Here is a 26,062-nt window from a genome sequence, read left to right as displayed (position 1 = left end):
AACCAATCTTCCATGTTATGTACAAATTAATGTTATCGCTATTCTTGTTTTTTTTCCTGAAGGCCACTGCTGTCTGTAACTCCCAGCAGATCACCTTCAGCGGGAAGAATGTTCCACTGGAAAAGATGTTTGCCGTGATCAAACAACAGACAGGCTATGTATTCTTTCATCGCAACGAGGACATGGCCGCGGCCAAACCGGTCACCGTTGCCTTTAACAACACACCGCTGGAAACAGCGCTGAAGATGATGCTGAAAGACCAGCCACTGCGCTATTCCTTGCAGGGCAATACGGTGGTCATCAGCCGTAAAACAACATCGCCCGCGCCGCAGGGACCGGAGCAACCCGCCATTGACCACCTGCAGGGTAAAGTGGTGAATGAAAAGAGGGAGCCGATACCCGGCGCCACCGTGCAGATCAAAGGCACGGGTCGGGGCACCACCACCAATGCAACCGGCGTATTCACCTTCACCAATGTGCCGGAGAACGCCGTACTGGTGGTTTCCGCACTGGGACTCAAATCAAAGGAAATAACTTTGTCTCCCGGGCAGAACAGCATCTCTATTACCCTGGAAGGCGATACGGAAGCCCTGGGAGAAGTAGTGGTAGTAGGTTACGGCCAGGTAAGAAAGAGTGATCTCACCGGCTCCGTTACCTCCGTGCCCGTAGGAGAAATCAAGAAAGTGGCCGTTACTTCGCTGGACCAGGCCTTGCAGGGAAGAGCCGCCGGCGTGCAGGTGACGCAGAACTCCGGCGCTCCCGGCGCCTCCACTACTATCCGTATCCGCGGTGGTAACTCCATACAGGGCGACAACGAGCCGCTGTACGTGATAGATGGTATTCCCTTCAAGAATGCCGGCGCAGGCAGCGGCTCCGCCTTTAACGTACTGAGTACTCTCAACCCGGCAGACATTGAATCCATCAACATCCTGAAAGATGCTTCTTCCACAGCCATCTATGGCTCCAGGGGCGCCAACGGTGTAGTGATCATTACTACCAAAAGAGGAAAAGCAGGTAAGTCTGTTATTAATTTCGACAGCTACTACGGCACACAGAACGTGCGCCGGAAATACCCGGTGCTGAACGCAAGCGAGTATGCGCAGCTTGTTAATGAAGCCAATACCAACGATGGACTGCCAGCCGTATATACACAAGACCAGGTAGATGCTTTTGGCAAAGGCACCGACTGGCAGGACGAAATACTCCGCACTGCTCCCATCGCCAATTACCAGTTGTCTGTCAGCGGTGGTGATGAAAAAACACAGTATGCGTTGTCTGCCGGCTATTTCACACAGCAGGGGATTGTCAAAGGATCCGATTTTAGCAGGTATTCCTTTCGCGTAAATATCGACAGGAAGCTGACCAGCAAAATCAAGATAGGCAACAGCCTGACGGTGAGCCGCACGGTGAGTAACCAGGCGAAATCTGATGGTAACCTGGGCTCCGCCGGCCTGGCAACAATGGCTGCCCTGCAGTTTCCTCCGCTTCTTTCCGTATACGATAAGGAGGGTAAATACCTGATTAATGATCCCAAGCTCGTTTTCCCGGCTGATAACCCGGTAGCGCTGGTGCAGGACTCTAAGAACCGCAATACTGCCTATCGTGTTTTCGGTAATATATTCGGCGAATACGAAATACTCGAAGGGCTTAGCCTACGGGTGATGTTTGGAGCAGACGCCATTCTGCAAAAACAGGATAACTACCTCCCGCGAAGTGTGGCCAGTGGCCTTTCCCAGGGTGGTATAGCCTACATCTACAATGATCAGAACATTACCTGGCTGAATGAAAATACCCTCACCTATACGAAAAGATTCAACCGTGTACACAACATTACTGCCCTGATAGGTTATACCCAGCAGGTAAACCAGACGGAATACAGCTCCTCATCTTCCCGCAGTTTTGTAAATGACAACCTGGGCTCGGGCAACCTGGGCGCAGGCGCAATTCCCGTTATCCCTTCTTCAGGCGTTGGCGGATGGGGACTGGAGTCTTATCTGAGCAGGATAAATTATAGCTATCGTGATAAATATTTACTCACTGCCTCTTTCCGTGCAGATGGATCTTCCCGGTTTGGCGCCAACAAGCGTTTCGGCTATTTCCCTTCTGCCGCACTGGCATGGCGGGCGAGCGAAGAGCCTTTCCTGAAAAGCCTGAAACAGATCAGCGAGTTGAAAGTCAGGGCTACCTACGGTACTACCGGCAACCAGGATGGTATCGGGAACTATCCCGCGTACTCCCTGTTAGGCACCCAGAACTATGTGCTGGGCAATGCAGTGGCCACGGGTATTGGCCCTAACCAGATCGCCAATCCGGATCTCTCCTGGGAAACCACCTCGCAGGCCGACCTGGGCGTTGACATCTCGCTGTTCAACAGCAGGATCAGCCTCACGGCAGACGCTTATCTGAAAAGGACCAGGAACCTGTTGCTGAATGTAACCATCCCCGGTACCTCCGGCTATTCCAGCGCTTATAAGAACCTGGGCCAGGTAGAGAACAAGGGGATAGAGCTAAGTCTTTCCACAGTGAACCTGGATGGCGCTTTCAAATGGACCACGGATATCAACTATGTAATCAATCGTAACAAAGTGCTGGACATTGGCGGCGCTCCGCAGATATTTGCCGGTGAAGTGGCCAACATTGCACAGAACCTCAACTCCGGTATTATCCGCGTAGGTGAGCCACTAGGCTCTTTCTACGGCTATGTAACGGATGGTATCTACCAGTCGGCAGAAGAACTGTCCGCATTGGCGGACCCTAATGCAAAGAAACCGGGCGACCGCCGGTACAAGGATCTGAACAACGATAAGAAAATAGATGATGCAGACCGTACCATCATTGGTAATGCGCAGCCTGAATTTTTAGGTGGCATCAGCAATACCTTCTCCTATGGAGGGTTTGACCTCAGTATTTTCTTCCAGGGCGTATATGGTAACAAAATACTGAACGCCAATCGCTTTGAACTTGAATATCTCAACGGCACTCTGAACCAGGACCGGGACATGCTCGACCGCTGGACGCCTACACATACGAATACAGATATTCCGCGCGCCACCAATGCCCGTCCTACTAACCGGATCTCTACCCGGCAAATTGAGGACGGCTCCTATCTGCGGCTCAAGAACCTGCAGCTGGGCTACAACCTGCCCGCTTCTGTACTGAAAGCCATCAAGGTGCATTCCATACGTGTGTATGGAAGCGTACAGAATCTTGCTACCTGGACAAATTACAGCGGCTATGACCCCGAGGTGAACCGCTTTGGGCAGGACAGTCGCAGCCAGGGTTTCGACTACGGCAGCTATCCTACCGCCAGGACCGTGCTTTTTGGGTTAAATGTCAGCTTCTAACAAAAATATTTCTGCATATGCAAAAGTTTATTCTTTTTTTACTCTTGATAATAGGCGTATCCTGCGGAAAGCTGAACGAAGCGCCGCAGTCCAGCTTCACGCCTGCCAATTTCTACAAGAATGCGGACGACGCAAAGGCCGCTGTTAATTCCGTATATGACCTGCTGAACACCGCCAACCTGTACAACCAGTCTATGTGGGTACTGATGGATCAGGCCACGGACGATGCTGAATGGGGTGGTGGCCGCTCCACGGTTAACCAGTCGAAGAACGATCTTGATAAATATACTTTTACGCCGGCTACCACTACTTTCCAGGTGGTATGGAGTACCTGCTACCAGGGCATCAACCGCGCCAACACCGTGCTGGGGCGGGTACCGGCTATCTCTATGGATGATGCGCTCAAAACGCGTCTGCTGGCCGAAACAAAATTCATGAGAGGGTTCTATTATTTTACCCTGGTACGATTATTTGGCGATGTGCCGCTGGTCTTGCAGGAAACCACCTCACTCAACGACCTGGCCATACCCCGGAAAACAATGGACGAAGTATACCAGCAGATCGTAACAGATTTTACAGATGCGGAGAAAGCGCTGCCGCCATCCTACACGGGCGCAGACAAAGGCAGGGCCACTAAAGGTGCAGCAACAGCTTTCCTGGCAAAGGTTTACCTGACCCGGCAGGATTGGGCCAAAGCCTCTGCCAAATGCAAGGAAGTGATAGATCTGGGTGTGTATGACCTCTGGACCAATTTTGCAGACGCCTTTGCTATTGCCAACAAGAATGGCAAAGAAGCGGTATTTGAAGTGCAGGCGCTGGGCGGAGGCGTAGGAGAGGGCAGCTACATGCAGGGTTATATGCGGCCTGGTTTTGACAAAGTGAATGGCGTTTCCGGCTTTGGCGACAATCCTCCTACAAAGAACCTGTATGATACCTATAGCCTGCCGGACAAGCGCAGGGATGTAACCATCAGGCTTTATTCTGCCACTACCACACCATCCGCACCCGCCAATATTCTTTTCCCGGGATATGTATGTAAATACCTGGACCCTTCCGCCACGGCTACAGGGGAAGGCAGCAACAACTTCCCCATTATCCGGTATGCGGATGTGCTGCTGATGTACGCCGAAGCATTGAATGAGCAGGCCGCCGGTAACGTGGAAGCCTATACGGCAATTAACCGGGTAAGGGGAAGGGCCGGCCTTGTGGATCTGCTGCCCGGGCTGAGCCAGGGTGCATTCCGCGACAGCGTACTGTTGGAAAGACGCCTGGAGCTGGCCTTTGAAGGGCATCGCTGGTACGACCTGGTAAGGACTAAACGGCTGGCCGGCGCGATGAAAGCCCAGAACCCGGCTATTGTTGTCCTGGATAAACACTACCTGTACCCAATCCCTCAAACAGAACGGGATGTAAATAAGAACCTGACACAAAACACTGATTATTGATGATGCATCGCAGAACATTTTTACAAACAGGTCTGCTCACTACCTCGGTGGCCTTCCAGGAAAAATACTTCCCCCGGAAGCCTGCCGTGAAAGCCATGCCGGCAGCGGACCCGCAGGTGATCAATGCGGGTGTTGGCGGCAACAATACCATTGACCTGCTAAAACGGATCGACCAGGATTGCTTGTCCCACCGGCCGGACCTTACCGTGCTGATGGCAGGCACCAACGACATGAACAGCGTGAAGTATGTGCCGTTGCCGCAATATGAGGAGAATGTCCGCAGTATTGTTAAACAGATCATGAACATCAACAGCCAGGTGCTGCTGATGACCATCCTGCCAGCTTACGAACCTTACCTGTTCACCCGCCACAGGAAGGAGTTCTATGAGCCGGAAGGTTACCAGGAACGGAACCGGCAGGTGAATGACGTGATCCGTAAAATCGCGGCAGATAATAAACTGCCGGTGCTGGATATGCACCATGTTTTTGAAAAAACAGGTAATATAGGCACCGATGCGGATAGTCTTCTCCGTAATGAAGCCAACAGCGGGAAAACGGACGGCTTGCATCCCACCCCGGAAGGATACCGCCTGATGGGCGTTGTGGTATATGAGGCGATCATGCAACTGCAGCTACCGCATAACAAGGTGGTTTGTTTTGGCGATAGTATTACACTAGGCGATGGCGGCGTATCCGGGAAAAGTTATCCCGCCGCCCTCAAAAGATTGCTTGGTTCCTGAAAAATAAATTATGAAAAAATTCCTCGTTAGTATTGCAGTATCCATCTGTTCCTTATCCGTGGTTGCAACGCCGGTTCCCGGGAACGTGACGGCCGACGTGATTATTTATGGTGGCACCTCTGCTGCCGTTGTTGCCGCCGTACAGGTGAAAAAAATGGGCAGGTCTGTTATCATTGTATCTCCCGACACACACCTGGGCGGCCTTTCCTCCGGAGGCCTGGGCTTTACCGACACAGGCAACAAATCCGTTATAGGTGGGTTGTCGCGTGAGTTCTATCACCGTGTATACCTGCATTACCAGCAGCCTGACGCCTGGCAATGGCAGCAACAGCAGGAATACGGCAACAAAGGCCAGGGAACAGTAGCGATGGACGGTGCAGAGCGCACCATGTGGATCTTTGAGCCGCACGTAGCAGAACAGGTGTTCGAAGATTTCATAAAAGAAAACAAGATCATTGTATACCGGGATGAATGGCTGGACCGCGAAAAAGGGCTGATCAAAAAAGATGGCAACATCACGGCCTTCACCACCCTCAGCGGCAAAACCTTTGCCGGGAAAATGTTCATTGACGCCACCTATGAAGGCGACCTCATGGCCGCTGCCGGCGTCAGCTACCACGTGGGCCGTGAAGCCAACAGCGTGTACGGCGAGCAATGGAACGGCATCCAGGTAGGTGTGCTGCACCACGGCCATCACTTTAAAACAAACATAAGCCCCTACAAAATGGCGGGCGATTCCTCCAGCGGGCTGCTGCCCTGCGTTTCCGGCGACGACCCCGGCAAAAAAGGAGACGGCGATAAACGGATACAGGCCTACTGCTTCCGTTTGTGCCTCACCAACGACCCGCGCAACAAGGTGCCCTTTGAACGGCCTGACGGTTACGACTCTACGCAGTATGAACTGCTGATACGCGTCTTCAATTCCGGCTGGCGGGAAACCTTCAATAAATTCGATCCCATTCCCAACCACAAGACAGACGTGAATAACCACGGCCCTTTCAGCATGGATAACATCGGGATGAACTATGATTATCCGGATGCTTCCTATGAAAGAAGGAAGGCCATTATCGAAGAGCACGGGCAATACCAGAAAGGTCTGCTGTATTTCATCGCCCACGATCCCCGCATACCGTCAGACGTACAGGATGCCATGAACAAATGGGGCCTGTCGGCAGACGAGTTTAAGGACAACGGTAGCTGGCCGCACCAGCTGTATATCCGCGAAGCACGGCGCATGACGGGCATGAGCGTGATGACGGAACACGAAGTGCTGGGCAAACGTCCTGTGAGCCAGTCTGTGGGCATGGGCTCCTATACGCTGGATGCGCACAATGCGCAGCGTTACGTGAAACCCGACGGCTTTGTGCAAAATGAAGGCGATATAGGCGTGGAGGCTAAGCAGCCCTACCGGATCTCTTATGGTGCTATTGTGCCGAAGAAAGGAGAATGCAGAAACCTGCTGGTACCGGTATGTATGTCCAGCTCGCATATTGCCTTTGGTTCCATCCGCATGGAGCCGGTGTTCATGATCCTGGGACAGAGTGCTGCCACCGCCGCAGTACAGGCCATAGCTGATAAAAAAAATGTACAGGATATCAGTTATGAAAAGCTGAAAGCACAGTTACTGAAAGACAAGCAGCGGCTGGAGTAGTGATGATATAAAATAAAACAAGGCCGGCTGAAAAGTAGTTTTATACTTTTTAGCCGGCCTTATAATTCTTCAGCTACTTATTCAGTATCTCCGCAAGCCTTTCCTGCAGGGCTTCTCCCCGCAGGTTTTTAGCAATGATACGCCCGTGCGGATCGAGGAGGAAGTTTTGCGGGATGGCTTTTACCTGGTACAATTTCCCCGCTTCGTTTTTCCATCCTTTCAGATCAGATACCTGTTGCCAGGGCAGTGCATCTTTTGTCACTGCACCGAGCCATGCGTCTTTATTGGTATCCAGGGATATACCAACGATGGTGAAATTTTTCCCGTTAAATGCCTGGTATGCTTTCAGCACGTTGGGATTCTCTGCCCTGCAGGGACCGCACCAGGATGCCCAGAAATCTACCAGCGTATATTTCCCTTTGAAATCAGAAAGCTTCACCGCTTTGCCGTTTACATCATTCTGGGTGAAGTCGGGCGCCAATGCGCCAATAGAAAGCGGCCCCAGATCATACAATGTTTTTGCGAATTGTTTGCCGGTTCTGTTGTTGCGTACTGCCGGTGAAAGTCTTTTGAAAACAGGCTCAATACGTGGTACGTCCACATCCGTGCCTGCCACTTCTATCAAGGTAACCAGGCTGATATACGATGCAGGATTTTGACGGATGAAAGCATATTTCATGGAGTCGGTTTGTTTTGCAATCACCTGGTATTGTTTCATCACCGAATCCATAAATCCGGGATCTTTTTTTTGCTGATCTGATGCAGCATCCACATCTTTGCTCATCTGTTTCATGCGATGCAGTACGGTGTGTTTGTACCGTTGGTAATCACTGTTTACAGGGCCCCCGGTAACCTTTGCGTTTGTTACGGAGTCAGTGCCGGTAATTTCGATAGCTCCTTTTTCCAGGTAGCAATCATTGATATCAGCCGTCTTTTTCCACTTTGTGAAATCTTCACCGGTATGATCAATGAGTACATGCACATTAACAGGTTCTTCCAGTTGACCGCTAAACCGGAAAGCGCCTTTGTTGAAGGTTGCCGAGTCAAGCACCTGCTGATTGCTCCATCCGTAGTTTTCTACCAGGTATGCTTTTGCAGGTGTGGCAGATGTATGAAGTTTGATGGTCAGTGTGTATTTACCGGACTGGGCGAACATCCATCCGGGCGCCAGTATGGCTGCCAGTATCAACATCTTTTTCATGAAAAATAATGTATTGAGAACAGGCAGGATGGATGTTTGATCACCATCCTGCCTGATATGTTATTGAAGATATCCCGGGTTAGGGGTTAAATTAGGATTTTGAAGAAGGTCAGCGGGCGGAATGGGCCAGTAAGACATATAGCTCATCCAGCTGGTGGGTTTGGTTGGCGCTACGGTAGCCATTACGGCATCGATGACGCCGGTGCGTTTCAGATCGAAAAACCGGTGGCCGCATTCGGTGAACAGTTCGGTTTGTCTTTCTTTGGCGATGGCGGCGAGGACACTGGCTTGCGTGCCTGTTGTCAGCCCTTCCAGGCCTGCACGTAACCGCACAACATTCACATCTTCCACGGCATTGCTTTTATTTTGCATGGCCCTTGCTTCTGCGCGGATCAGGTATTGCTCTGAAAGCCGCAGCAGAACCTGGTATTCTGCATTGGTAGCCGGTGATTTATATTTACCGGGGAAATAATACACCGTGGCCGGAGTTGCAGAGGAAGCGGCCACTGTGGAAGTACGCACCCAGTTGGTGAATCGCTTGTCGCCAGGTTCAAACTTATTGATCAGGATATTGCTCAATGCAACAAATACGCTGGAGGAAGCGGGGCTTTGCGGCGGTACAATTGTTTCCGGCATACCATTGTTATAGAGGCCGTATTCATTGGCTGCTTTGGGGCTGTTGGTAGCCAGCGCCCAGATGGTTTCCCGGCTGTTGGCAAGAAACACCTGGTTGAGCGGCAACATTTCATAACTGGTGTTGCCGATCAGTTCACCAGCCTGCGCTTCGGCATTGGCCCAGTCTTTCGCATAAAGATAAACTCTTGCCAGCAAAGCGGTAGCCACGGCCTTATTAGGACGAAAGCGGTTAGTGGTGGTAACGCCGTAACCATTTTTGTACTCGTTGCTTAAAAGGGATTGCGCCATTTTAAGATCGGCAATAATTTGTTTGTACACATCAGCTTTCGGCGCGCGGGCCAACCGGTTGTTTATGGCGTAGTTGTTAGTCAGCGCCAGCGGTACAGGACCATAAATATTAACGAGATAATAATAAAAATAGGCCCGCAGGAAATAGCATTCGCCCAGCCATTGATCTTTGTAAACGAGGGCGCCTTTGCTGGTGCTGATGCCATCAATAGCTGTGTTAACGGTAAAGAGTTTTTTATACAGGTCAGACCAGTTGCCGCTTTGCCCGCTTTGAACCGCATTCTTGTAAAATACATCTGCAAAATTACCAGTCAGCAAACTTCTGAGTTCATCGGTATACAAGCCCATTGTATAACCAATATTGCCACTCGCGGAGCCTTGAAAAGGCCCGGAGCTGTTCATGTTCAGATAGATACCTGTAACAACCGTTGATATCATATTGTCGGTGGAATAAACATCCACCGCCGCAATGGTATTGGCCGGCAGCTGTGTATTGTCCAGGTATTTTTCGCAGCTGGTGAGAGTGGTGCCCAGTGCAGCGGCGATGGCAAGCAGGTGTTTTGAAAAACTATGATTGGTAAGAAAAATCATCTTCATTTTCGGTACATTAAAGTGTAACATTAATTCCGGTTGTAAATACACGCAGTGGCGGGATCACGCCCGCATTCAGGTTTTCGGGGTCAAGACCATCGAATTTGGAAATGGTAAGCAGGTTTTGTCCCTGTACGTACACCGACAGATTTTTGAGATGCAGCATTTTGTTAACTTCCGGGCTGAAACTATAGCGGATACTCACATTCTGTAATCGTGCATAGGTGGCATCACTATAACCCCCGGTACTGTTTTGCAGGAGGCTTTGCCTGAATATACTGGTGAACTGGCTGCTTAACTTAGGGATGTCTGTAATATCACCCGGTTGTTGCCAGCGGCGCAGCCAGATGGTAGAACCATTTAAGCCATACAATCCGAAAGGAAAGGCGGTTTGACCAAGAAAATTCCTGCCTGTACGGCTGGTAAAATTAAATGAGAAGTCGAGCGTAAGCCGTTTATAGGTAAAGGAATTTTGCAGTCCGCCAAAGTATTTCGGGGCCAGGTCTACAAATTCGGTTTTATCTGCCTGGGTTAATCCGCCGGAGTAATCGGATACATTGCCTTTCGCATCGGTGAAACTGTAGTTGCCGGTTTCCGGGTTTACGCCATTGTATTTATAAAGCAATATGCCGGTAACGGGTTTGTTTAACACATAATTGGCATTTTGTGTACTGGAGGGTAATCTCAGCAGCTTGCTTTTAGGTATTGAAATGTTGAACCTCGTTGACCAGGTAAAATCACTGCTTTTGATATTAATGGAGCTTACGCTGATTTCCATGCCGCTGGTACGGATCAGCGCATCGGAATTTAAAGTGTAGCTGGTGTAGCCGGTAACGCTTGACAGGGGCTGGCCCAGCAGCTGATTGCCTGCACGGTTGGTGTAGTAGCTAAAATCGGTTGTAAGCCTGTCGTGAAAAAATCCCAGTTCCAGACCGGCTTCCGAGTTAAAGTTACGTTCCCAGTTTAGCAATGGATTGGGAAGTGAGTTGGGAGTTAATCCTACTTTGCCATCATAGGATCCGCTAATTACACTATACGTTCCCAGCCACCTGAAATCGCCAATAGCATCGCCGCCAACCACGCCGCTGCTGATCCTTAGCTTACCAAAGCTGAGCCACGGCAGGTGATCGCTGATCAGTTTTTCGCCGCTGAAAATCCAGGCCAGCGCTGCGGAACCAAAGTTTCCGATGCGGCGGCCGGGCCCGAACTTGGTAGACCCATCCCGCCGTGTATTGATATCTATAATGTATTTCTGGTCCCATACAAATTTTATAATCCCATACATCCCGATGGACCGGTACTCGGTGAGGTTATAATTAGTAGTTACCGTAGATCCGGCGGAGGGGTTGTTCAGCAACGCATCAGAAGGAAACCCGGTTCCGGTGATCTCGTCGAAATACGTAACCTGGTTGTTGAGTTCACCACCGAGTTTCACGCTTAAATCACCTTTCCTGCCAATCAGCGTATTGAATTCGCCATAGGGTGAAATGGTGAAAGAGCGGGTGTTATACTGGTGTAAAATGCCCACCGTTTGCGTAGGCGCCTGGGTGTTGGTAGGATTGAACACCGTTGTTGGATAGCCGATCAGTTCCTTTCCGTTGATGGTGTTGTAGCCAAAAATACTGCGGAGCGTTACTTTTTTGATGGGCCGGTAAGTAAGCGTGGCGTTGGCGAGGAGGTTGTTGGTGGCGTTTTCATATAGCCTGTTGGCGTTACTGGCCGTACCGCTGCTGTTAAGGTCGCTCCCGATAGATGCCCAGTTGAGACTGCCATCTTTGTTATAGGCTGGTGGCGCGTTTGGCGGCGTTAATGCGCTAACGGAAAAATCGTAGGGCACCATATCATTTTTTGAAGACAGGTAAGTGCCGGTGATGCCCATCGTGAACTTATCGTTGGCCGAGCTGGTGTTTAATGCAAACCGGAGCGAGCCATCCCTGTTTGATCCCTTATGCCGTTGTATGTTGCCAATATCGCGGAGGCTTCCGCTGATCAGGTAGGTGGTATGCCGGGCGCCGCCGCTGTAAGAGAAGTTTGCGTTGGAAGTGGCTGCCGATTTTCCCATGAATTCTTTCCGCCAGTCGGTGTAGCGGTCTGCCGGCCAGGCGCCGTTCAAATCGTTGTCGCCGGCGGATACGTCGAGATTATCATTGGCCAGCGCTTCGCGGCGAAGCATCAGGTATTGATCGGTATTGAGCAGGGGAGGCGTTTGCCCGTTTACCGATATACCAGTGTAGATATTAGCATTAAAAGATTGTTGGGTAGCCCTGGATTTTTTGGTCGTGATCAGGATTACGCCGTAGGCGCCGGAGGAGCCGTAAATGGCGGTGGCATCCACATCTTTTAGTACATCGATGCTTTCAATATCGTTTGGATTGATGTAATTAAGGCCGCTGCCTCCCTGCAGGAAATTTTGTGTACCGTAGGAGGTGTTGGTGGAGAGAGGTAACGTACCACCGGGATAACGTACGCCGTCCACAATGATCAGCGGCTGTGTGGCCCCGGTAGTGAGATTTGCGGAGCCGCGCATCCTCACGGTAAAGGCGCCTCCCGGCTGACCGGTCACCTGCTGGATAAACAATCCGGGAACCTTTCCCTGCAGCGCTTCCAGCACGTTATTTACCGGGTTTTTCGCTATTTCTTTAGATGTCACCGTGGTAATGTTACCGGCATTAAATCTTTTAGTCGTGGTACCATAGGCCGTTATTTGGACTTCATCAATGGGTGAAGTACTTAACGCAAGCTGGATAATGAGCGCAGCAGGATTTCCGGAAACCAGTTTTGAAACGCCTTCTGAAGAAACACTTTCTCCACCGGAAGATTTCCGTTTAGCAGGCAGTTCAGACGATACTACCTGGAAATTACTGCCGGTGAAACGGAGGGTGAGTGGAGCGAACCCAATGGCAGATACCTTAATAACATCTCCCGTATTCACATCAAAAGAAAAAGAGCCATTGGCTACAGAGGTAGCGCCTTTATTGGTCCCTGTAATTACCAGGTTCACTCCCGCTAAAGGTTGTCCGTTAGGAGAACGGATAAAACCTTTAACAGGAATGAAGGTGGCAACAGGAGGGGCGGAAGGAGAAGCCTGCTGGCCGGAAGGCGCAGCCGGGAGTTTTCGGGAAACAAGAATCGTTTTGCCCTCGATCACATATTCTAACGGTTGATTTTTAAAGACGTCGTTTAATAGTTCCCGCAAAGGCAGGTTATCAGCAGAGAGCGACACTGGTTTGGCATCGGCCAGCACTCCCTTCTGATTCAATAACACATAGCCAGTTTGCTTTTTAATAGCGGTGAACACCTGTTTCAGCGTCAGGTTCCTGCCGGAGATGGTAACATTTTGAGCCATACTGGCGGCATGGGCATGAATAAAGGCGGCAGTTAATAAGAAGGTCGTTAATTTCATAGCCCTCATGATTTTGGTTCTTATTCTAAAGGACTTGCTCAATCCGTCGTTGGCGGATCTGGCAATGCCCCGGTGCTGCCCCGCACGAACAGGGGGGCAATAGCATTTTTTTTGCATAGATTTGCAGCAGATTTGGTTGTTAATAAAAGTGGTTGGTAGACCGTTTTTTTGACTAATTAAATTCATCCACCGTCACAGTTAGCGCTGTGACGGTTTTTTTATGATTACTGTTATTATTGCACGATTAGCTTTCTGCCCTCCAGGCGAAAATGAATATCGGTTCTTTTGAGCATCACCAACAGGCCGTTTAGCGAAACATCTTTGGTCATCTCTCCTTCAAATTCAATATCCGGAATCCCGTTTTCATACACCACTTCAATATCGTACCATCGCTCCATCTGGCGCATGATTTCAGCCAGGCTGACTCCATCAAAATAGAACAGGCCATTCTTCCAGGCGATCACTTTATCGATGTTGGCATTTTCAAGAACCCTGATTGTTGTTTCAATCTGCGCCTGCTGGCCGGGCCGGAGGATTACATTCCCTGGTTTATGCCCGCCTGCCAGGGCCGCCACACGTATAGATCCTTCCAGCAGGGTAGTGGCAATAAATTGCTCGTTGTGATACGCATTCACATTAAAATACGTACCCAGCACGGCTATTTCCGCTTTATTGTTTACGCGCACGCGGAAGGGCATGGCAGGATTTTTCGCCACTTCAAAATATGCTTCGCCGGTAACTTCCACTTTTCTTTCCTTACCTGAAAACCGGGTAGGGTAGCGTATGGAACTGGCCGCGTTGAGCCATACCTGTGTCCCATCCGGTAAAGCGATCCGGAACTGCCGCCCCTTCGGGGTAGACATCGTATTATATACTGTTTCCCCGGTGGACGCTCCCGCCGGATTGTAAGCCAGTTGGCCGTTTGCGAGCACCAGCTGAGCGCCGTTCTGTTTGGCGATCACGCCATTGCCAAGACTATCCAGCGCTATCCTTGAACCATCGGCCAGGGTAAGGATGGCGCCCTCCCTGCCGGGGGCGATGTCCGCCGGTTTAGCTGCCATAACAGCCGGTGGTATATTTTTTTTATGGGCAACCCGGAAGTAAGCGCCTGCGGCCAGTACCAGGAGGATGATGGATGCCGCTGCCCAGCTTCTGCGGGGCAGGAAATGAATGCGCCGTGCGGGCTTGTCGCTGTTTAAGGCCCGTTGCAGTAACGGCAACAATGCTTCATCCTGCGGGACGGTTGTATCCAGCTCGCCTGCCAGCTCCTCAAAAGCGACCTGTAATGCCTCCTGGTGATCAGGGGCCTGCAATAACTGTTGAAATTCCGCCTGCTCTGTGCCGCTCAGGCTTTTCTTAAGGTATTGCTCTGCCAGGTAATATATGCGTGTATTTTCCATGCGCTATATAATAAGATGCGGGAGAGAGAGCGTTGTCACTATCACTTTCTAAAAAAAAGTAAAAAAATAATAATGGCGGGTAAGCGGACGGATTCCGGGAGGAAGCTCCGGATAGCCTGGAGTGCGGCGCTAAGCGCATTACGTACATATCCGTCTGAAAGGCCGAGATGAGCGGCTATTTCTTTTGTGGTCATACCTTTTTCCCTGCTCAGCTCATAAATGATTCTGCGCTGGGGCGACATCACCTGGAGCGCGCGTTTCACGGCCAGTTGAATTTCTTTTACTGAAATGGTACTCAGCGCCTGGTTAAAACTGGCGCCTTCCAGGCTAAGGTTGCCAAGCTTGGTATTATATAGGGAAGTTTTGCGGAGATGTTGCAAACATTCGTGAACCGTGACTTTCCTGAGCCAGGGACCTGGGAGCTGTACGTCTTTCAGTCGGTCCCTGTTCAGCCATATCTTAATAAAAACCTCCTGCAGCACCTCCTGTTTGGCCGGCTCGCTGTGGAGCATACGTAAGGCGAGTGAAGCTAATGGCGTGGAATAAAGGTTAAATAACGCTGCAAAAGCGGCTTCGTCCCCCTCAGCAATACGCAAAAGCAGCTCCTTCTCAGTATATGTTTGGTTTGATGACAATTATCTTTTAAGGCCGGATTATTTTGCAAACTAGGGCAAAAAATAATAAGAAAGTAGTGGTTCGTGTAATTGATTGGTAATAATCTATGCGGAGGGCGGTCAAATAAAAGGAAAAAATTGTAAGGTTTCCTGGTCTTTTCCGACTAATGTGTGGCATCAGAAAACCGGAAAATATATGCAACGAGATCAAACCGAAAGCATCATTGCTGAAAAAAATACACTGGATCCACATTCCTGGGTAAGCAGGTATGCGGATTACCTGTATACCTATGCTGTTACACGCATTAATGATGAGGACCAGGCGAAAGACCTGGTACAGGAAACCTTCCTGGCGGCCCTGGAAAAGGCAGATAAATTTGAAGGAAGAAGCTCAGAGCGAACCTGGCTCACCGCTATTTTAAAATTCAAGGTGATCGATGTGTACCGTAAAAATGCTTCTGCCTTCACGAAACGCGCTGACCATAGCCATGCTGAACAGGAGCACCAGGATTTTTTCGACGCCGTTGACGGACACTGGAATGATCAGCACCGGCCCGGAGAACTGGGGATAGAGCGACCAGATGCCCTGGAGAATAAAGAGTTTCAACGGATCCTGCAACTATGCATGAACAAGTTACCGGTGCTGTGGCTCTCTGTTTTTACCATGAAGCACATGGACGATGAATCTACAGAAAACATATGTAGTACACTAAAGGTATCGGCATCAAATTTCTGGGTGATTATACACCGGGCAAAAGTAAATCTTCGTGCCTGTCTTCAAAAAAACTGGATCTAAAACCATGAATGCATTAAAAAAGATAGTTTATAACTGCCGGAAAGCCACTTTTCTGATTGAGAAGCAGCAAATAGGCCGCATTACACTCCGGGAGAAACTGGAACTGAAAATCCACCTTGCGGGCTGCTCCATTTGTAAAACATTCCAGCAGCAAAGTATCATGATCAATCAAATGGTGCGCAATTTCTTCCATTCAGCTGGCCAAACTGAACGGAAGCTGGATGACAAGTTCAAACAGGATCTCCAGAAAAGCATTGATGATAAACTGAGATAAATTTATATTTCATCCTGTAGGGAGCCAGCAGCAGCTTTTAACAGGGAGGCGCTTATCCGTTGGGTAATATCCGGGTTAATGTATTCAAATAAGATGGCTCCCTTTCTGCTGATGATAAAAACAGATGGTACAGGTAAAAGTTTATCTTTATTTCTGCCACCAGACGTTTCCGGCAAAAATGAATCATAGTTCTTTGGTCCTTTAAAAGCAATTCCGAATTTTTTGGCAGCATCCAGATCTGCATCTGATAAAAGTGTGTAAGTCAGATGCTGTTTATTCAACGTTTTTTTCAGATTTTCCGGGCTGTCTGTGCTGATCGCAATAATCTGGTAGCCCATATTTACGAGGTCCTGCTCAATTTCCTGTAAACCTGAAAGTTGTTTTGAGCAGTATGGACACCATCCTCCACGATAAAAAACGAGGATAGCCGGCTTCTCTGCAACCGACTTATTCAAATCAAAGCGCTCTCCTGAAGAGGTGGGCAGTTTCAACATTGGTATGGTTTCCCCTATCAGCAGGGGGCTGATGTCTTCCGGCTTCAGCGGAACGCCTGAAATCATCTCTACCGTATCTTTTACGGTTGCCATTCCGTATTCAGGAGCAGCAATGGCATTATAACCAGGGCTTAAAAGACCCATCAGCGCTACAGCAATCCCTGTATTCTTCCAACCAGCAGTGCTGAATTTTTTTACGTTTGTTTTCATCTGACCTGTAGATTTTTTATGTTAGTCGTATCAGCTACCCAGTCCTTACAAAAAAACTTCTTTAGCCGGATCCGGTAAAAAAGAGGAGAAAGATTGTAAGGAATAAGCAAGCTTCCCGACAAAGTGGGAAAGACCATAAAGTATGAAACACATAAAAAGAATTGCCCCGTGGGTTGCTGCTGCGCTGATACCTTTGGCACTGCCTGCCTGTAAAAAAGATCATTCAGATGGCCCGGATGGGTCAGCCGGGAAAACGACCATCACGGTAGAAAACGTTTTAAACTCCAGGCCCCTGGTAGAATCCGGCGCCTTCCAGGGAAGCGGAACACCGGCACTGATTTTACCCGGACAGTCTGCTGCAATTACATTTTCTGCAGCCAAAGGGGAGGCCATCACCTTTGCAACGATGTATGGTGCGTCCAACGATTTGTTTTTTGCACCGGAAAACCCGGGGATAATGGTATATGACCAGGATGGAAAACCTATTGAAGGCGACGTTTCGTCACAGGTAAAACTATGGGACAATGGCACCCGTGTAAACCAGGTTCCGGGGGCAGCCGTAACGCATCCGGGTACCGCTGAAAATAAAAACATCTCCGAAGTTAGCGCTACCGATGCACAGGGGAATACCTATCTCTCTGCTTCCAAACTGGTAAAAGCAACCCTGAAATATAACGGGAACTCGCAGTTTACTTTAACCCTGCAAAATATCTCCGCCGGAACGGCTAACGAAACGCCTTTAAGTCCTGGTGTATGGGCGATATCCTATATAGCAGGTGGAAATTTACTCAATGCTTCTCCATTGTATGTTAAAGGGCAACCATCGGCTAACGGTTTAACTTCCATTGCGGAAGCAGGAGACAACATGCCGCTGAAAACTTATGTAAGCAGTATTACGGGCATATTTACGCCGTTATCTCCCGTGCTGGTAGTGGTTTACAACGGCATAGAACATCCGTTGTTTAAAGTGGGAGAGAATGACCGGAACGAGGGTCTGAAAGAACTGGCCCAGCAGGGCAACGCGAACATACTCGCAGCTTCACTGAAAACAAAAAGCGGTATTAAATCAGTTTATGTTCTCTCCGCAGCCAATACTACGGTATTGCTTCCAAAGATAGGAGAACAGGCCGGGGGTAATGTTTCCCAGGAAATCACGGTTACCAAAGGAGACAGGGTAGCGATAGCCACCATGTATGGATTCTCCAACGACTGGTTTTTCGCCACTGGCGCAGACGGTATCGATCCGTTCAAAAAAGGGGATGCTTCCACCAGTATCGCCTTATATAACAATGGAACTGCGATCGATCAGTTCCCTGGAGCAGGCATTACACAGTTCAATTTAGCAGGAACTCCGTTGACGGAAAGCAACCCGATTTCTTTAGTTCCTAATCCCAATCCATTTACCACTTTACCTGGCATCGCGGAAATTATAAAGGTCACTTTAAAATAGCCGTCATTTCGGCTACATCAAAACTCAATTTGGCAACATCCGGCTTCCTGCACTATCAGACCTTTGAGATGTAAAATTAAATACATCAACAAATGAAAACGATCTTCATTACGGGAGCATCAACAGGCCTGGGCAAAGCAACTGCCAAATTATTTCAAAGCAAAGGATGGCAGGTAATTGCCACTATGCGTAAACCGGAGAACGAAACAGAACTTTCACAATTGAAAAATGTTGTGCTGTTACCGCTCGACGTAACCAATGCCGTACAAATTAACGATTGCGTAAAAAGCGTTACTGAAAAATATGATGTAGATGTGGTACTCAATAACGCAGGATATGGATTGGTGGGCGCTTTGGAAGCGTTGAGCGATGAGCAGATTGAGAAACAACTGGATACCAATTTGCTCGGCGTTATAAGGGTTACAAGAGCATTTATTCCCTTTTTCAGGGAAAAGAAACAGGGCTTATTTATCACTATTACTTCCGTTGGAGGTTTAGTTGGTTTCCCGATGGCGTCTACTTATCATGCCACCAAATGGGCGCTGGAAGGCTGGAGCGAGTCTTTATCTTATGAATTGGCCCAGTACAATATCGGTATCAAAACCGTTGCACCAGGTGGCATTGTTACAGATTTTGCGGGCAGGTCGCTGGATACAGGCAATCACCCGGCTTACGATGAAATGATGCAAAAGGTTTTTGCATTATTCACCCCTGAAAGTTTCTCTTCAGCGGAGGAAATAGCTGAACTCGTGTACGAATCCGCTACCGACGGGCAAAATAAAATCACCTATGTGGGAGGTGAGTATGCGAATGCTTTATACAAAAGACGTTTGGAAATTGGTAAAGAAGCAGCCCGGATTGAGTTGGGTAAAAATGTATTAGGCAATTAAGTCTTAAATTTGGTAAATGAAGAAGTCAAATAATACCCCTGCAAGAATAGACTCCATTTCTGAACTGAACAGGTTAATGGACTTGCCAAAACCCGTGCATCCTTTGATTGGTTTTTTCGACAACACGAGTATCAAGGTTGATATCGGTCAGCTACCTGAATCTTTGCTGTTGAATTTTTACAAGATATCATACAAACTTAATCAGAAGGGAGGAATGGGTTATGGGCAGGGGTATTATGATTTCGACGAAGGCGGAATGGTGTTTACTGCTCCCAACCAGCTGATCATCATTCCAAACGAAACGGTGTACGAAGGGTTTTCCCTGCTTTTCCATCCCGATTTTATCAGGAATTATCCCATTGGGCAGAAGATTAAACAATACGGATTCTTTTCTTATGATACCAATGAAGCCCTCCATTTATCGGACAAAGAAAGACAACAGATTTTTGCTGTCATAGAAAGTATAAAAGACGAGCTTAATAATGCCATTGATGCATTCAGCCAGGATCTTATTGTGTCGTATATTGAAGTACTGCTCAACTATAGCAACCGTTTTTATAAACGGCAGTTCATTACCCGGAAATCTGTGAGTCACGATCTGCTGACCGGCATGGAAGAACTGCTCAATAATTATTTTGATAAAGAAGATGGCCTGCAGAAAGGACTTCCGACAGTTGAGCTGCTGGCAGATAACCTTCATGTTTCACCACGATACCTGAGTGATATGCTTCGCTCGCTCACCGGGCAAAATGCACAGCAGCATATTCACGAAAAGTTGATTGAAAAGGCAAAGGAATATTTGATGTCCACCCATTTGTCGGTGGCCGAAATTGCTTATCAGTTGGGTTTCGAGCATCCTCAGTCTTTTAATAAGTTATTCAAACGTAAAACCAGTTTAACCCCGGTGGAATTTAAACAGTCATTTCATCAATCGTAGTTTTATCCGGCTTATTTTTTATCCATGATTTGTTTTAATGCAGGTTTCAGCGCTGTGGCATGGCCGTTTTATGGGGGAGCATACGGGCTTTTCTTTTGCGGAGGCGTTGCAGGCCATTTCCTGTTACTTAAATGACTGCCTGAATTCCAGATGCACCACGCGCTTTACGCCCGACTGCTCAATAGCCTGTTTGTAGTTATAGCCAATCTGGTTAATGGTACCGATAAAATCAATATCCGGGTTAAAGAAGCCACCGGCGGCGTCGATTGTTTCCATTACATACACTATATCTGCGCCTTTGAAAGTGGCTGATAGAAAACCGGCATCTTCCATTGTGCCGATGACTGCTTTTGCACCAGTTCCTGTGCATCAGTAATTTGAATATATTGTTCGATATTCTTTCTGAGTAATTTTATAAAAGAAAACAGATAATGGAGCAACAAATAGTAATTGATGGAGATGTTATCAGCGATATTCCTTCTTTTTACAGGGAAATAAACCGTGTATTCATGGCTGGTGAGAACTGGCAGCTGGGCGATAGCCTGGATGCTTTTAATGACCTGCTTTACGGGGGATTTGGTGTCATCAGCAATAACGAGCCGGTGGTGCTGTTATGGAGAAGTATGGAAAGAAGCAGGGACGCTTTGGGCTATGATGTTACCAAACGGTATTATGAAGAGAAGCTGTTGCCCGACTCACCGTTCAATAAGGAACATTTCCGCGAAAAGCTCGACGCACTGAATAATGGAATGGGTCAAACCTATTTTGATATACTATTGGAGATCATTGCAGCTCATCCCAATATTACGCTGCAGTCAATTCCCTGATGGCTACCTTTCTTTTGCCGGTCTGCCATTTCCTTACCGGTTCATCATAAAATCGCAGCACCGGGTACCCAAAATGAAACAGACAGATGATCATGTACCTATGCTATTCATGACATTCCTATGTCATATACCAGGCCCAGGCATACGTCATTTTAGGATAACCCATAGATAACCCATAGATAAGCCGTATATAACCCGTATATAAGCCGTATCTATATAGATACGGCTTATATACGGCTGATCACTATTTCTGCTATGGTTATTTTACTTCCAGCCGCCTCCCAGGTCCCTGTAAACATTAATCACGGCATTCAGCTGTTGCTTCTTGGTTTCTATCAGGTCGAGTTTAGATTCCAGTGCATCCCGTTGCGTCATCAGCACTTCCAGGTAATCGGCCCTGGCAGATTTGAACAGGTCGTTGGAAATGTTGATCGACCGGGCGAGGGCATCCACTTGCTGCGACTTCAGATCATAGCTCTTTTCCAGGTTGCTGATGCTGGAAAGTTGATTGGACACCTCGAAGTAGGCGTTCAGAATAGTGCGCTCATAATTGTACATGGCCTGGAGTTGCCGCGCATTGGCGTTATTGAACTCCGCTTTAATGGCATTCCGGTTAATAAGCGGCCCTGCGAGGTCTCCGGCGAGGGAGTACAATAATGATTCAGGCAGCTTAAACAGGTAAGATGGCTTAAATGCCTGGAATCCTGCTCCCGCGGAAATGCCCAGGGAAGGATAGAATTCTGCACGGGCAATTTTTACGTCCAGCTTTGCCGCAGCCAGTTCCAGTTCTGCCTTCTTAATATCCGGGCGATTGGCCAGCAACTGTGAAGGAATACCAGCGCTTACCACCGGAGGTACTGCACTTAAGAAAGCACCTTTATCCCGGGTAATCTCCTGCGGATAACGGCCCAGCAGGAAGTTGATCTTGTTTTCTGTTTCTTTTATATTTTGAAGAATGTCGAACTCCAGGCTTTGGGACTTCAGTACTTCGGCCTGAAATTTCTGTACCGCCAGTTCGGTTGCCCGGGTGGCTTCCTTCTGCACTTTTACAATCTCAAGGGCATTTTTTTGCAGTTCAATGTTTTGTTTTACAATTGAGAGCTGGTTGTCGAGGGCCAACAGTTCATAGTAAGAATTGGCTACTTCGGCCACGAGGTTGGTCAGCACAAAGTTTTTGCCTTCCACGGTGGATAAATACCTGGTTACTGCTGCCTTTTTAGCGTTATGCAGTTTTTTCCAGATATCCACTTCCCAGTTGGCATAGGCGCCTATCGACAAATCAGTGAGCGGATCGGGCATTTCCTTGCCGGGAGTGATCTCCGTAGAGGCGTCGCCGGCGCCCTGACTGGTATATCTTCCTACTTTTTCTACGCCGGCGCCGGCTCTTGCGGTCACTGTGGGAAGTAATGCCCCCTGCCTGAACCGGATATCATTCCTGGCGATTTCAATTTCCTGGAGGGTCGCCATCAGCTCCTGGTTGTTTTTCAATGCCGTATCTACCAGGTCCACAAGGTGCTTATCTGTAAAAAAGGTTCTCCACTCAATGGCCGACATATTCGTCGTATCCCCGTTGCCGTTATACGACCCGGGAACCGGCCTGTTTTCCGCTGCAGGCATGCTGGCCGGCACCCTGCAGCTGGCAATAGCCAGGCAAATGCCAAGCAGGCCGATGCCGCTATGTATCCTGAATTTATACATTGTGATCAATTTCTTCTGTTAAAGGATTCTCTTCTTCGTCTTTCACAAGCGCATGTCCTTCTGCAAGTTTGCCGAATATGTAGTACAGTCCGGGTATGATCAGCACGCCGAAAATAGTTCCGAAAAGCATACCGCCTGCGGCGGCGGTACCAATTGTTCTGTTACCCAGCGCACCTGGCCCGGAGGCCACCACCAATGGGAGCAGCCCTGCAATAAACGCGAAGGAGGTCATGAGGATAGGACGGAACCTTACCTTAGCGCCTTCCATTGCCGCTTTCAGCACCGTTTCTCCTGCCCGGTGTTTCTGTACGGCAAATTCCACGATCAACACGGCGTTCTTACCCAGCAAACCAATGAGCATTACCATTGCTACCTGCGCATAAATGTTATTCTCCAGCCCTAAGCATTTCAATAAGAAAAATGCGCCGAAAATTCCGGGAGGTAAGGAAAGAATTACTGCCAGCGGCAGGATAAAGCTTTCGTATTGCGCCGCCAGGATCAGGTACACGAAACCAAGACAGATAAGGAATATATAGATGGCCTGGTTACCCTGGGCTACCTCGTCTTTGGAAATACCGGCCCAGTCGATCCCAAATCCTCTCGGGAGGCTCTTTTGCGCCACTTCGTTGATAACCTTAATGGCTTCGCCGCTGCTATATCCGGGTGCGGCGGCGCCGCTTATTTCCGAGGCGTTGTACATATTATGCCGTGTGATCTCTGACAAGCCATACACCTTTTCCATTTTCATGAAATCCGAGAAGGGAACCATCTGATCATGATCATTCTTTACATACAGCTTCAGGATATCATCGGGCAAGGCCCTGTACTGTGGGGATGCCTGCACAATCACTTTGTACTGGCGATCGAATTTGATAAAACTGATTTCGTAGTTACTGCCCACCAGGGTGGAAAGCGTGTTCATGGCATTGTCGATGCTGACGCCTTTTTGCTGCGCGATATCGTTATCCACCCGCAGCATATACTGGGGGAAGCTGGCGCTGTAAAAACTGAATACGGATGATAGTTCCGGACGTTTGCCCAGTTCTCTTACAAAGTCCCTGCTCACCGTTTCCATCTTTTTATAATCACCTGATCCGGCTTTATCAAGCAAACGTAATTCAAACCCACCGGCGGCTCCGTAGCCCGGCACGGCGGGCGGCTGGAAAAATTCGATAGTGGCGCCGGTGATGTCTTTGGATTTTTCTTCCAGTTCATTGATGATTTCCTGGACAGAATGTTTCCGGTCCTCCCAGCTTTTCAGGTTAATAAGACAGGTACCGGAATTGGAACCGGTTCCTTCTGTAAGGATTTCATAACCTGCCAGGGAAGAAACGGATTGTACGCCTTCCACGCCTTCCGCGATTTTCTGCAGCTTTTCGGCTACCTGGTTGGTTCTTTCCAGGGATGATCCCGGAGGCGTTTGGATGATGGCATAAAACATTCCCTGATCTTCGTTGGGAATAAAGCCCGAAGGCACGGTTTTATTCATGATCCATATCCCCGCGCAGAAAGCCACCAGTATACCAAAGGTGAGGGCCCGCCTGTTAACGATGGCGCCCAGTATTTTCTGATACTTTCCGGAAGTGCGGTTGAATGAGTTATTAAAGCCATCCAGGAATTTGTCGAGTACGTTTTTCTTTTTGGGTTTTCCATGCGTATTCTTCAGGATCATGGCGCACAGCGCCGGCGTAAGCGTAAGCGCCACCACACCGGACAAAATAATGGCGGTGGCCATAGTGATGGAAAACTGCCGGTAGAAGATCCCCACCGGGCCCGACATAAACGCCACCGGGATAAATACTGCTGCCATTAAGAAGGTGATGGCCACAATAGCGCCGGCGATTTCGTGCATGGCTTTTTTGGTGGCCTTCAGTGGTGAAAGATGCTCTTCTTCCATTTTGGCATGCACCGCCTCAATTACCACGATAGCATCATCTACCACCACGCCGATAGCCAGCACCAGCGCGAACAGCGTGATGAGGTTGAGCGTGATACCCAAAAACTGCATAAATACAAATGTGCCGATCAGGGATACCGGTACGGCCATAGCAGGAATAAGGGTAGAGCGCCAGTCGCCCAGGAACAGGAATACTACCAAACCCACCAGTACGAAGGCTTCCAACAGGGTGTGAATTACCTTTTCAATGGATGCGTCGAGGAATTTGGATACATCATAGCTGATTTCATAGTCCATTCCTTTTGGAAATGAATTGGCTTTGATCTCCTTCATCTTCGCCTTTACATCCCTGATTACCTGGCTGGCATTACTTCCATATGATTGCTTCAGCACGATGGCGGCTGAAGGTTTACCATTCAGGTTGGAGTAGATATCGTACATCGAGCTGCCGAACTCCACGTCGGCTACATCTTTCAGGCGTAATATTTCACCGTTCGGACTGGATCTCAGGATAACATTTTCGTATCCTTCTTTATTCGTAAACCTTCCGGGATATTTCAATACATATTCAAACGTCTGGGATCTTTTACCGGAGCTTTCGCCGGTTTTACCGGGAGATGCTTCCAGGCTTTGTTCGCCCAGCGCCTTCATCACTTCATCGGCGGAGATCTTGTAGGCCAGCATCCGGTCCGGTTTCAGCCAGATCCTCATGGCATATTCCCGGTTACCAAGAATATCGGCGAAGCCAACGCCATCTACTCTTTTTAATTCCGGTAGGATGTTGATATCAGCGAAATTGAAAAGGAATTTCTGATCCGTTTGGGGATCATCACTGTAAAGGTTGATGTACATGAGCATGTTGGATTCCTCACGGGTAATCTTTACACCTTCACGTACTACCAGTGGCGGCAGTTTGTTCACGACGGATGCCACGCGGTTTTGAACATTTAACGATGCCTGGTTTGGATCGGTGCCCAGGTTAAATACTACCTGGATAGACGCCTCTCCGTCGTTACCCGCATCGGAAGCAATGTATTTCATTCCCGGAACGCCGTTGATGGCTCTTTCCAGCGGAATGATCACTGATTTGATCATTAATTCACCGTTCGCTCCGGGATATTCCGCTGTTACATTCACCTTTGGCGGCGATATGGAAGGGAATTGTGTTACCGGCAGCTGAGATATGGCCAAAACTCCGAGAAAGACGATAATGAGCGATATTACTATGGACAGAACCGGTCGCTGTATAAACTTATTTAGCATTGATCTACACTAT

At 48.7% G+C, this 26,062-nt stretch carries 19 protein-coding genes; 10 read left to right on the top strand and 9 right to left on the bottom strand.

Going from position 1 to position 26,062, the window contains the following annotated elements:
* Positions 1-29: 29 nt before the first annotated feature.
* Genes ACMXI2_RS14150 through ACMXI2_RS14135 form a run of 4 tightly spaced genes read left to right on the top strand, consistent with a single transcriptional unit; the run spans position 30 to position 7,180 of the window.
* Positions 30-3,344, top strand: a complete 3,315-nt coding sequence (locus ACMXI2_RS14150) for a TonB-dependent receptor (protein ID WP_483782210.1) — start codon at positions 30-32, stop codon at positions 3,342-3,344.
* A gap of 17 nt (positions 3,345-3,361) precedes the next feature.
* Positions 3,362-4,789 (top strand): RagB/SusD family nutrient uptake outer membrane protein, encoded by a 1,428-nt coding sequence (locus ACMXI2_RS14145; protein WP_483782209.1) that lies wholly within the window; start codon positions 3,362-3,364, stop codon positions 4,787-4,789.
* Positions 4,789-5,529: an SGNH/GDSL hydrolase family protein gene (locus tag ACMXI2_RS14140; RefSeq protein ID WP_483782208.1), complete on the top strand. Its 741-nt coding sequence runs from the start codon at positions 4,789-4,791 to the stop codon at positions 5,527-5,529. The genes ACMXI2_RS14145 and ACMXI2_RS14140 overlap by 1 nt, the downstream gene beginning before the upstream one ends.
* Positions 5,530-5,539: 10 nt before the next feature.
* Entirely contained in the window at positions 5,540-7,180 is a 1,641-nt protein-coding gene (locus tag ACMXI2_RS14135) for an FAD-dependent oxidoreductase (RefSeq protein WP_483782207.1), read from the top strand.
* Positions 7,181-7,253: 73 nt separating this feature from the next.
* Here the strand turns inward: ACMXI2_RS14135 and ACMXI2_RS14130 are convergent, their stop codons facing one another.
* The 5 genes from ACMXI2_RS14130 to ACMXI2_RS14110 form a co-directional block, all read right to left on the bottom strand.
* Positions 7,254-8,381 (bottom strand): redoxin domain-containing protein, encoded by a 1,128-nt coding sequence (locus ACMXI2_RS14130; protein ID WP_483782206.1) that lies wholly within the window; start codon positions 8,379-8,381, stop codon positions 7,254-7,256.
* A 60-nt stretch (positions 8,382-8,441) separates the two neighbouring features.
* Complete coding sequence (locus ACMXI2_RS14125; protein WP_483782205.1) at positions 8,442-9,902, bottom strand: RagB/SusD family nutrient uptake outer membrane protein; 1,461 nt, start codon at positions 9,900-9,902, stop codon at positions 8,442-8,444.
* Between the two features lie 10 nt (positions 9,903-9,912).
* Positions 9,913-13,299, bottom strand: a complete 3,387-nt coding sequence (locus ACMXI2_RS14120; RefSeq protein ID WP_483782204.1) for a SusC/RagA family TonB-linked outer membrane protein — start codon at positions 13,297-13,299, stop codon at positions 9,913-9,915.
* 233 nt (positions 13,300-13,532) lie between these two features.
* Positions 13,533-14,699, bottom strand: a complete 1,167-nt coding sequence (locus ACMXI2_RS14115; RefSeq protein WP_483782203.1) for a FecR domain-containing protein — start codon at positions 14,697-14,699, stop codon at positions 13,533-13,535.
* Between the two features lie 41 nt (positions 14,700-14,740).
* Complete coding sequence (locus ACMXI2_RS14110; protein ID WP_483782202.1) at positions 14,741-15,295, bottom strand: RNA polymerase sigma factor; 555 nt, start codon at positions 15,293-15,295, stop codon at positions 14,741-14,743.
* 214 nt (positions 15,296-15,509) lie between these two features.
* On the opposite strand from ACMXI2_RS14110, the gene ACMXI2_RS14105 reads away from it, so the two are divergent.
* The gene (locus tag ACMXI2_RS14105; protein ID WP_483782201.1) at positions 15,510-16,109 is read left to right on the top strand and encodes a sigma-70 family RNA polymerase sigma factor; all 600 of its coding nucleotides are present in this window, start codon (positions 15,510-15,512) and stop codon (positions 16,107-16,109) included.
* Between the two features lie 4 nt (positions 16,110-16,113).
* The gene (locus ACMXI2_RS14100; RefSeq protein ID WP_483782200.1) at positions 16,114-16,383 is read left to right on the top strand and encodes a hypothetical protein; all 270 of its coding nucleotides are present in this window, start codon (positions 16,114-16,116) and stop codon (positions 16,381-16,383) included.
* A gap of 2 nt (positions 16,384-16,385) precedes the next feature.
* Here the strand turns inward: ACMXI2_RS14100 and ACMXI2_RS14095 are convergent, their stop codons facing one another.
* Positions 16,386-17,087, bottom strand: a complete 702-nt coding sequence (locus tag ACMXI2_RS14095) for a peroxiredoxin-like family protein (RefSeq protein ID WP_483782199.1) — start codon at positions 17,085-17,087, stop codon at positions 16,386-16,388.
* A 142-nt stretch (positions 17,088-17,229) separates the two neighbouring features.
* Between ACMXI2_RS14095 and ACMXI2_RS14090 the strand changes: the two genes are divergently transcribed.
* The 3 genes from ACMXI2_RS14090 to ACMXI2_RS14080 all read left to right on the top strand — a co-directional run bounded on the left by ACMXI2_RS14090 (position 17,230) and on the right by ACMXI2_RS14080 (position 20,364).
* Entirely contained in the window at positions 17,230-18,537 is a 1,308-nt protein-coding gene (locus tag ACMXI2_RS14090) for a spondin domain-containing protein (protein ID WP_483782198.1), read from the top strand.
* A gap of 92 nt (positions 18,538-18,629) precedes the next feature.
* Entirely contained in the window at positions 18,630-19,427 is a 798-nt protein-coding gene (locus ACMXI2_RS14085; protein WP_483782197.1) for an SDR family oxidoreductase, read from the top strand.
* Between the two features lie 16 nt (positions 19,428-19,443).
* A complete protein-coding gene (locus ACMXI2_RS14080; protein ID WP_483782196.1) occupies positions 19,444-20,364 on the top strand; it encodes a helix-turn-helix domain-containing protein in 921 nt (306 codons plus the stop codon).
* Between the two features lie 123 nt (positions 20,365-20,487).
* Here ACMXI2_RS14080 and ACMXI2_RS14075 read toward each other — a convergent pair whose 3' ends face one another.
* Complete coding sequence (locus ACMXI2_RS14075) at positions 20,488-20,697, bottom strand: hypothetical protein (protein WP_483782195.1); 210 nt, start codon at positions 20,695-20,697, stop codon at positions 20,488-20,490.
* Between the two features lie 98 nt (positions 20,698-20,795).
* Here ACMXI2_RS14075 and ACMXI2_RS14070 point away from each other — a divergent pair, with 98 nt between their 5' ends.
* Positions 20,796-21,191 carry a barstar family protein gene (locus ACMXI2_RS14070; protein WP_483782194.1) on the top strand — a complete coding sequence of 132 codons (396 nt, stop codon included), beginning with the start codon at positions 20,796-20,798 and terminating at the stop codon, positions 21,189-21,191.
* 264 nt (positions 21,192-21,455) lie between these two features.
* Here ACMXI2_RS14070 and ACMXI2_RS14065 read toward each other — a convergent pair whose 3' ends face one another.
* Positions 21,456-22,889, bottom strand: coding sequence for a TolC family protein (locus ACMXI2_RS14065; RefSeq protein ID WP_483782193.1), 1,434 nt, complete (start codon positions 22,887-22,889; stop codon positions 21,456-21,458).
* Complete coding sequence (locus ACMXI2_RS14060) at positions 22,882-26,049, bottom strand: efflux RND transporter permease subunit (protein WP_483782192.1); 3,168 nt, start codon at positions 26,047-26,049, stop codon at positions 22,882-22,884. The genes ACMXI2_RS14065 and ACMXI2_RS14060 overlap by 8 nt, the downstream gene beginning before the upstream one ends.
* Positions 26,050-26,062 lie beyond the last annotated feature (13 nt).

The organism is Chitinophaga sp. G7 BAM 1005 (assembly GCF_057126945.1).
Note: the sequence above shows the minus strand (reverse complement) of the source record. Positions and strands in the feature narration are given on the sequence as shown.

What these genes read in the sequence shown, in the direction of transcription:
- ACMXI2_RS14150 (WP_483782210.1), top strand. Translation starts at nt 30, where the DNA reads ATGTTATCGCTATTCTTGTTTTTTTTCCTGAAGGCCACTGCTGTCTGT.
- ACMXI2_RS14145 (WP_483782209.1), top strand. Translation starts at nt 3,362, where the DNA reads ATGCAAAAGTTTATTCTTTTTTTACTCTTGATAATAGGCGTATCCTGC.
- ACMXI2_RS14140 (WP_483782208.1), top strand. Translation starts at nt 4,789, where the DNA reads ATGATGCATCGCAGAACATTTTTACAAACAGGTCTGCTCACTACCTCG.
- ACMXI2_RS14135 (WP_483782207.1), top strand. Translation starts at nt 5,540, where the DNA reads ATGAAAAAATTCCTCGTTAGTATTGCAGTATCCATCTGTTCCTTATCC.
- ACMXI2_RS14130 (WP_483782206.1), bottom strand. Translation starts at nt 8,381, where the DNA reads ATGAAAAAGATGTTGATACTGGCAGCCATACTGGCGCCCGGATGGATG.
- ACMXI2_RS14125 (WP_483782205.1), bottom strand. Translation starts at nt 9,902, where the DNA reads ATGAAGATGATTTTTCTTACCAATCATAGTTTTTCAAAACACCTGCTT.
- ACMXI2_RS14120 (WP_483782204.1), bottom strand. Translation starts at nt 13,299, where the DNA reads ATGAAATTAACGACCTTCTTATTAACTGCCGCCTTTATTCATGCCCAT.
- ACMXI2_RS14115 (WP_483782203.1), bottom strand. Translation starts at nt 14,699, where the DNA reads ATGGAAAATACACGCATATATTACCTGGCAGAGCAATACCTTAAGAAA.
- ACMXI2_RS14105 (WP_483782201.1), top strand. Translation starts at nt 15,510, where the DNA reads ATGCAACGAGATCAAACCGAAAGCATCATTGCTGAAAAAAATACACTG.
- ACMXI2_RS14100 (WP_483782200.1), top strand. Translation starts at nt 16,114, where the DNA reads ATGAATGCATTAAAAAAGATAGTTTATAACTGCCGGAAAGCCACTTTT.
- ACMXI2_RS14095 (WP_483782199.1), bottom strand. Translation starts at nt 17,087, where the DNA reads ATGAAAACAAACGTAAAAAAATTCAGCACTGCTGGTTGGAAGAATACA.
- ACMXI2_RS14090 (WP_483782198.1), top strand. Translation starts at nt 17,230, where the DNA reads ATGAAACACATAAAAAGAATTGCCCCGTGGGTTGCTGCTGCGCTGATA.
- ACMXI2_RS14085 (WP_483782197.1), top strand. Translation starts at nt 18,630, where the DNA reads ATGAAAACGATCTTCATTACGGGAGCATCAACAGGCCTGGGCAAAGCA.
- ACMXI2_RS14080 (WP_483782196.1), top strand. Translation starts at nt 19,444, where the DNA reads ATGAAGAAGTCAAATAATACCCCTGCAAGAATAGACTCCATTTCTGAA.
- ACMXI2_RS14075 (WP_483782195.1), bottom strand. Translation starts at nt 20,697, where the DNA reads ATGGAAGATGCCGGTTTTCTATCAGCCACTTTCAAAGGCGCAGATATA.
- ACMXI2_RS14070 (WP_483782194.1), top strand. Translation starts at nt 20,796, where the DNA reads ATGGAGCAACAAATAGTAATTGATGGAGATGTTATCAGCGATATTCCT.
- ACMXI2_RS14065 (WP_483782193.1), bottom strand. Translation starts at nt 22,889, where the DNA reads ATGTATAAATTCAGGATACATAGCGGCATCGGCCTGCTTGGCATTTGC.
- ACMXI2_RS14060 (WP_483782192.1), bottom strand. Translation starts at nt 26,049, where the DNA reads ATGCTAAATAAGTTTATACAGCGACCGGTTCTGTCCATAGTAATATCG.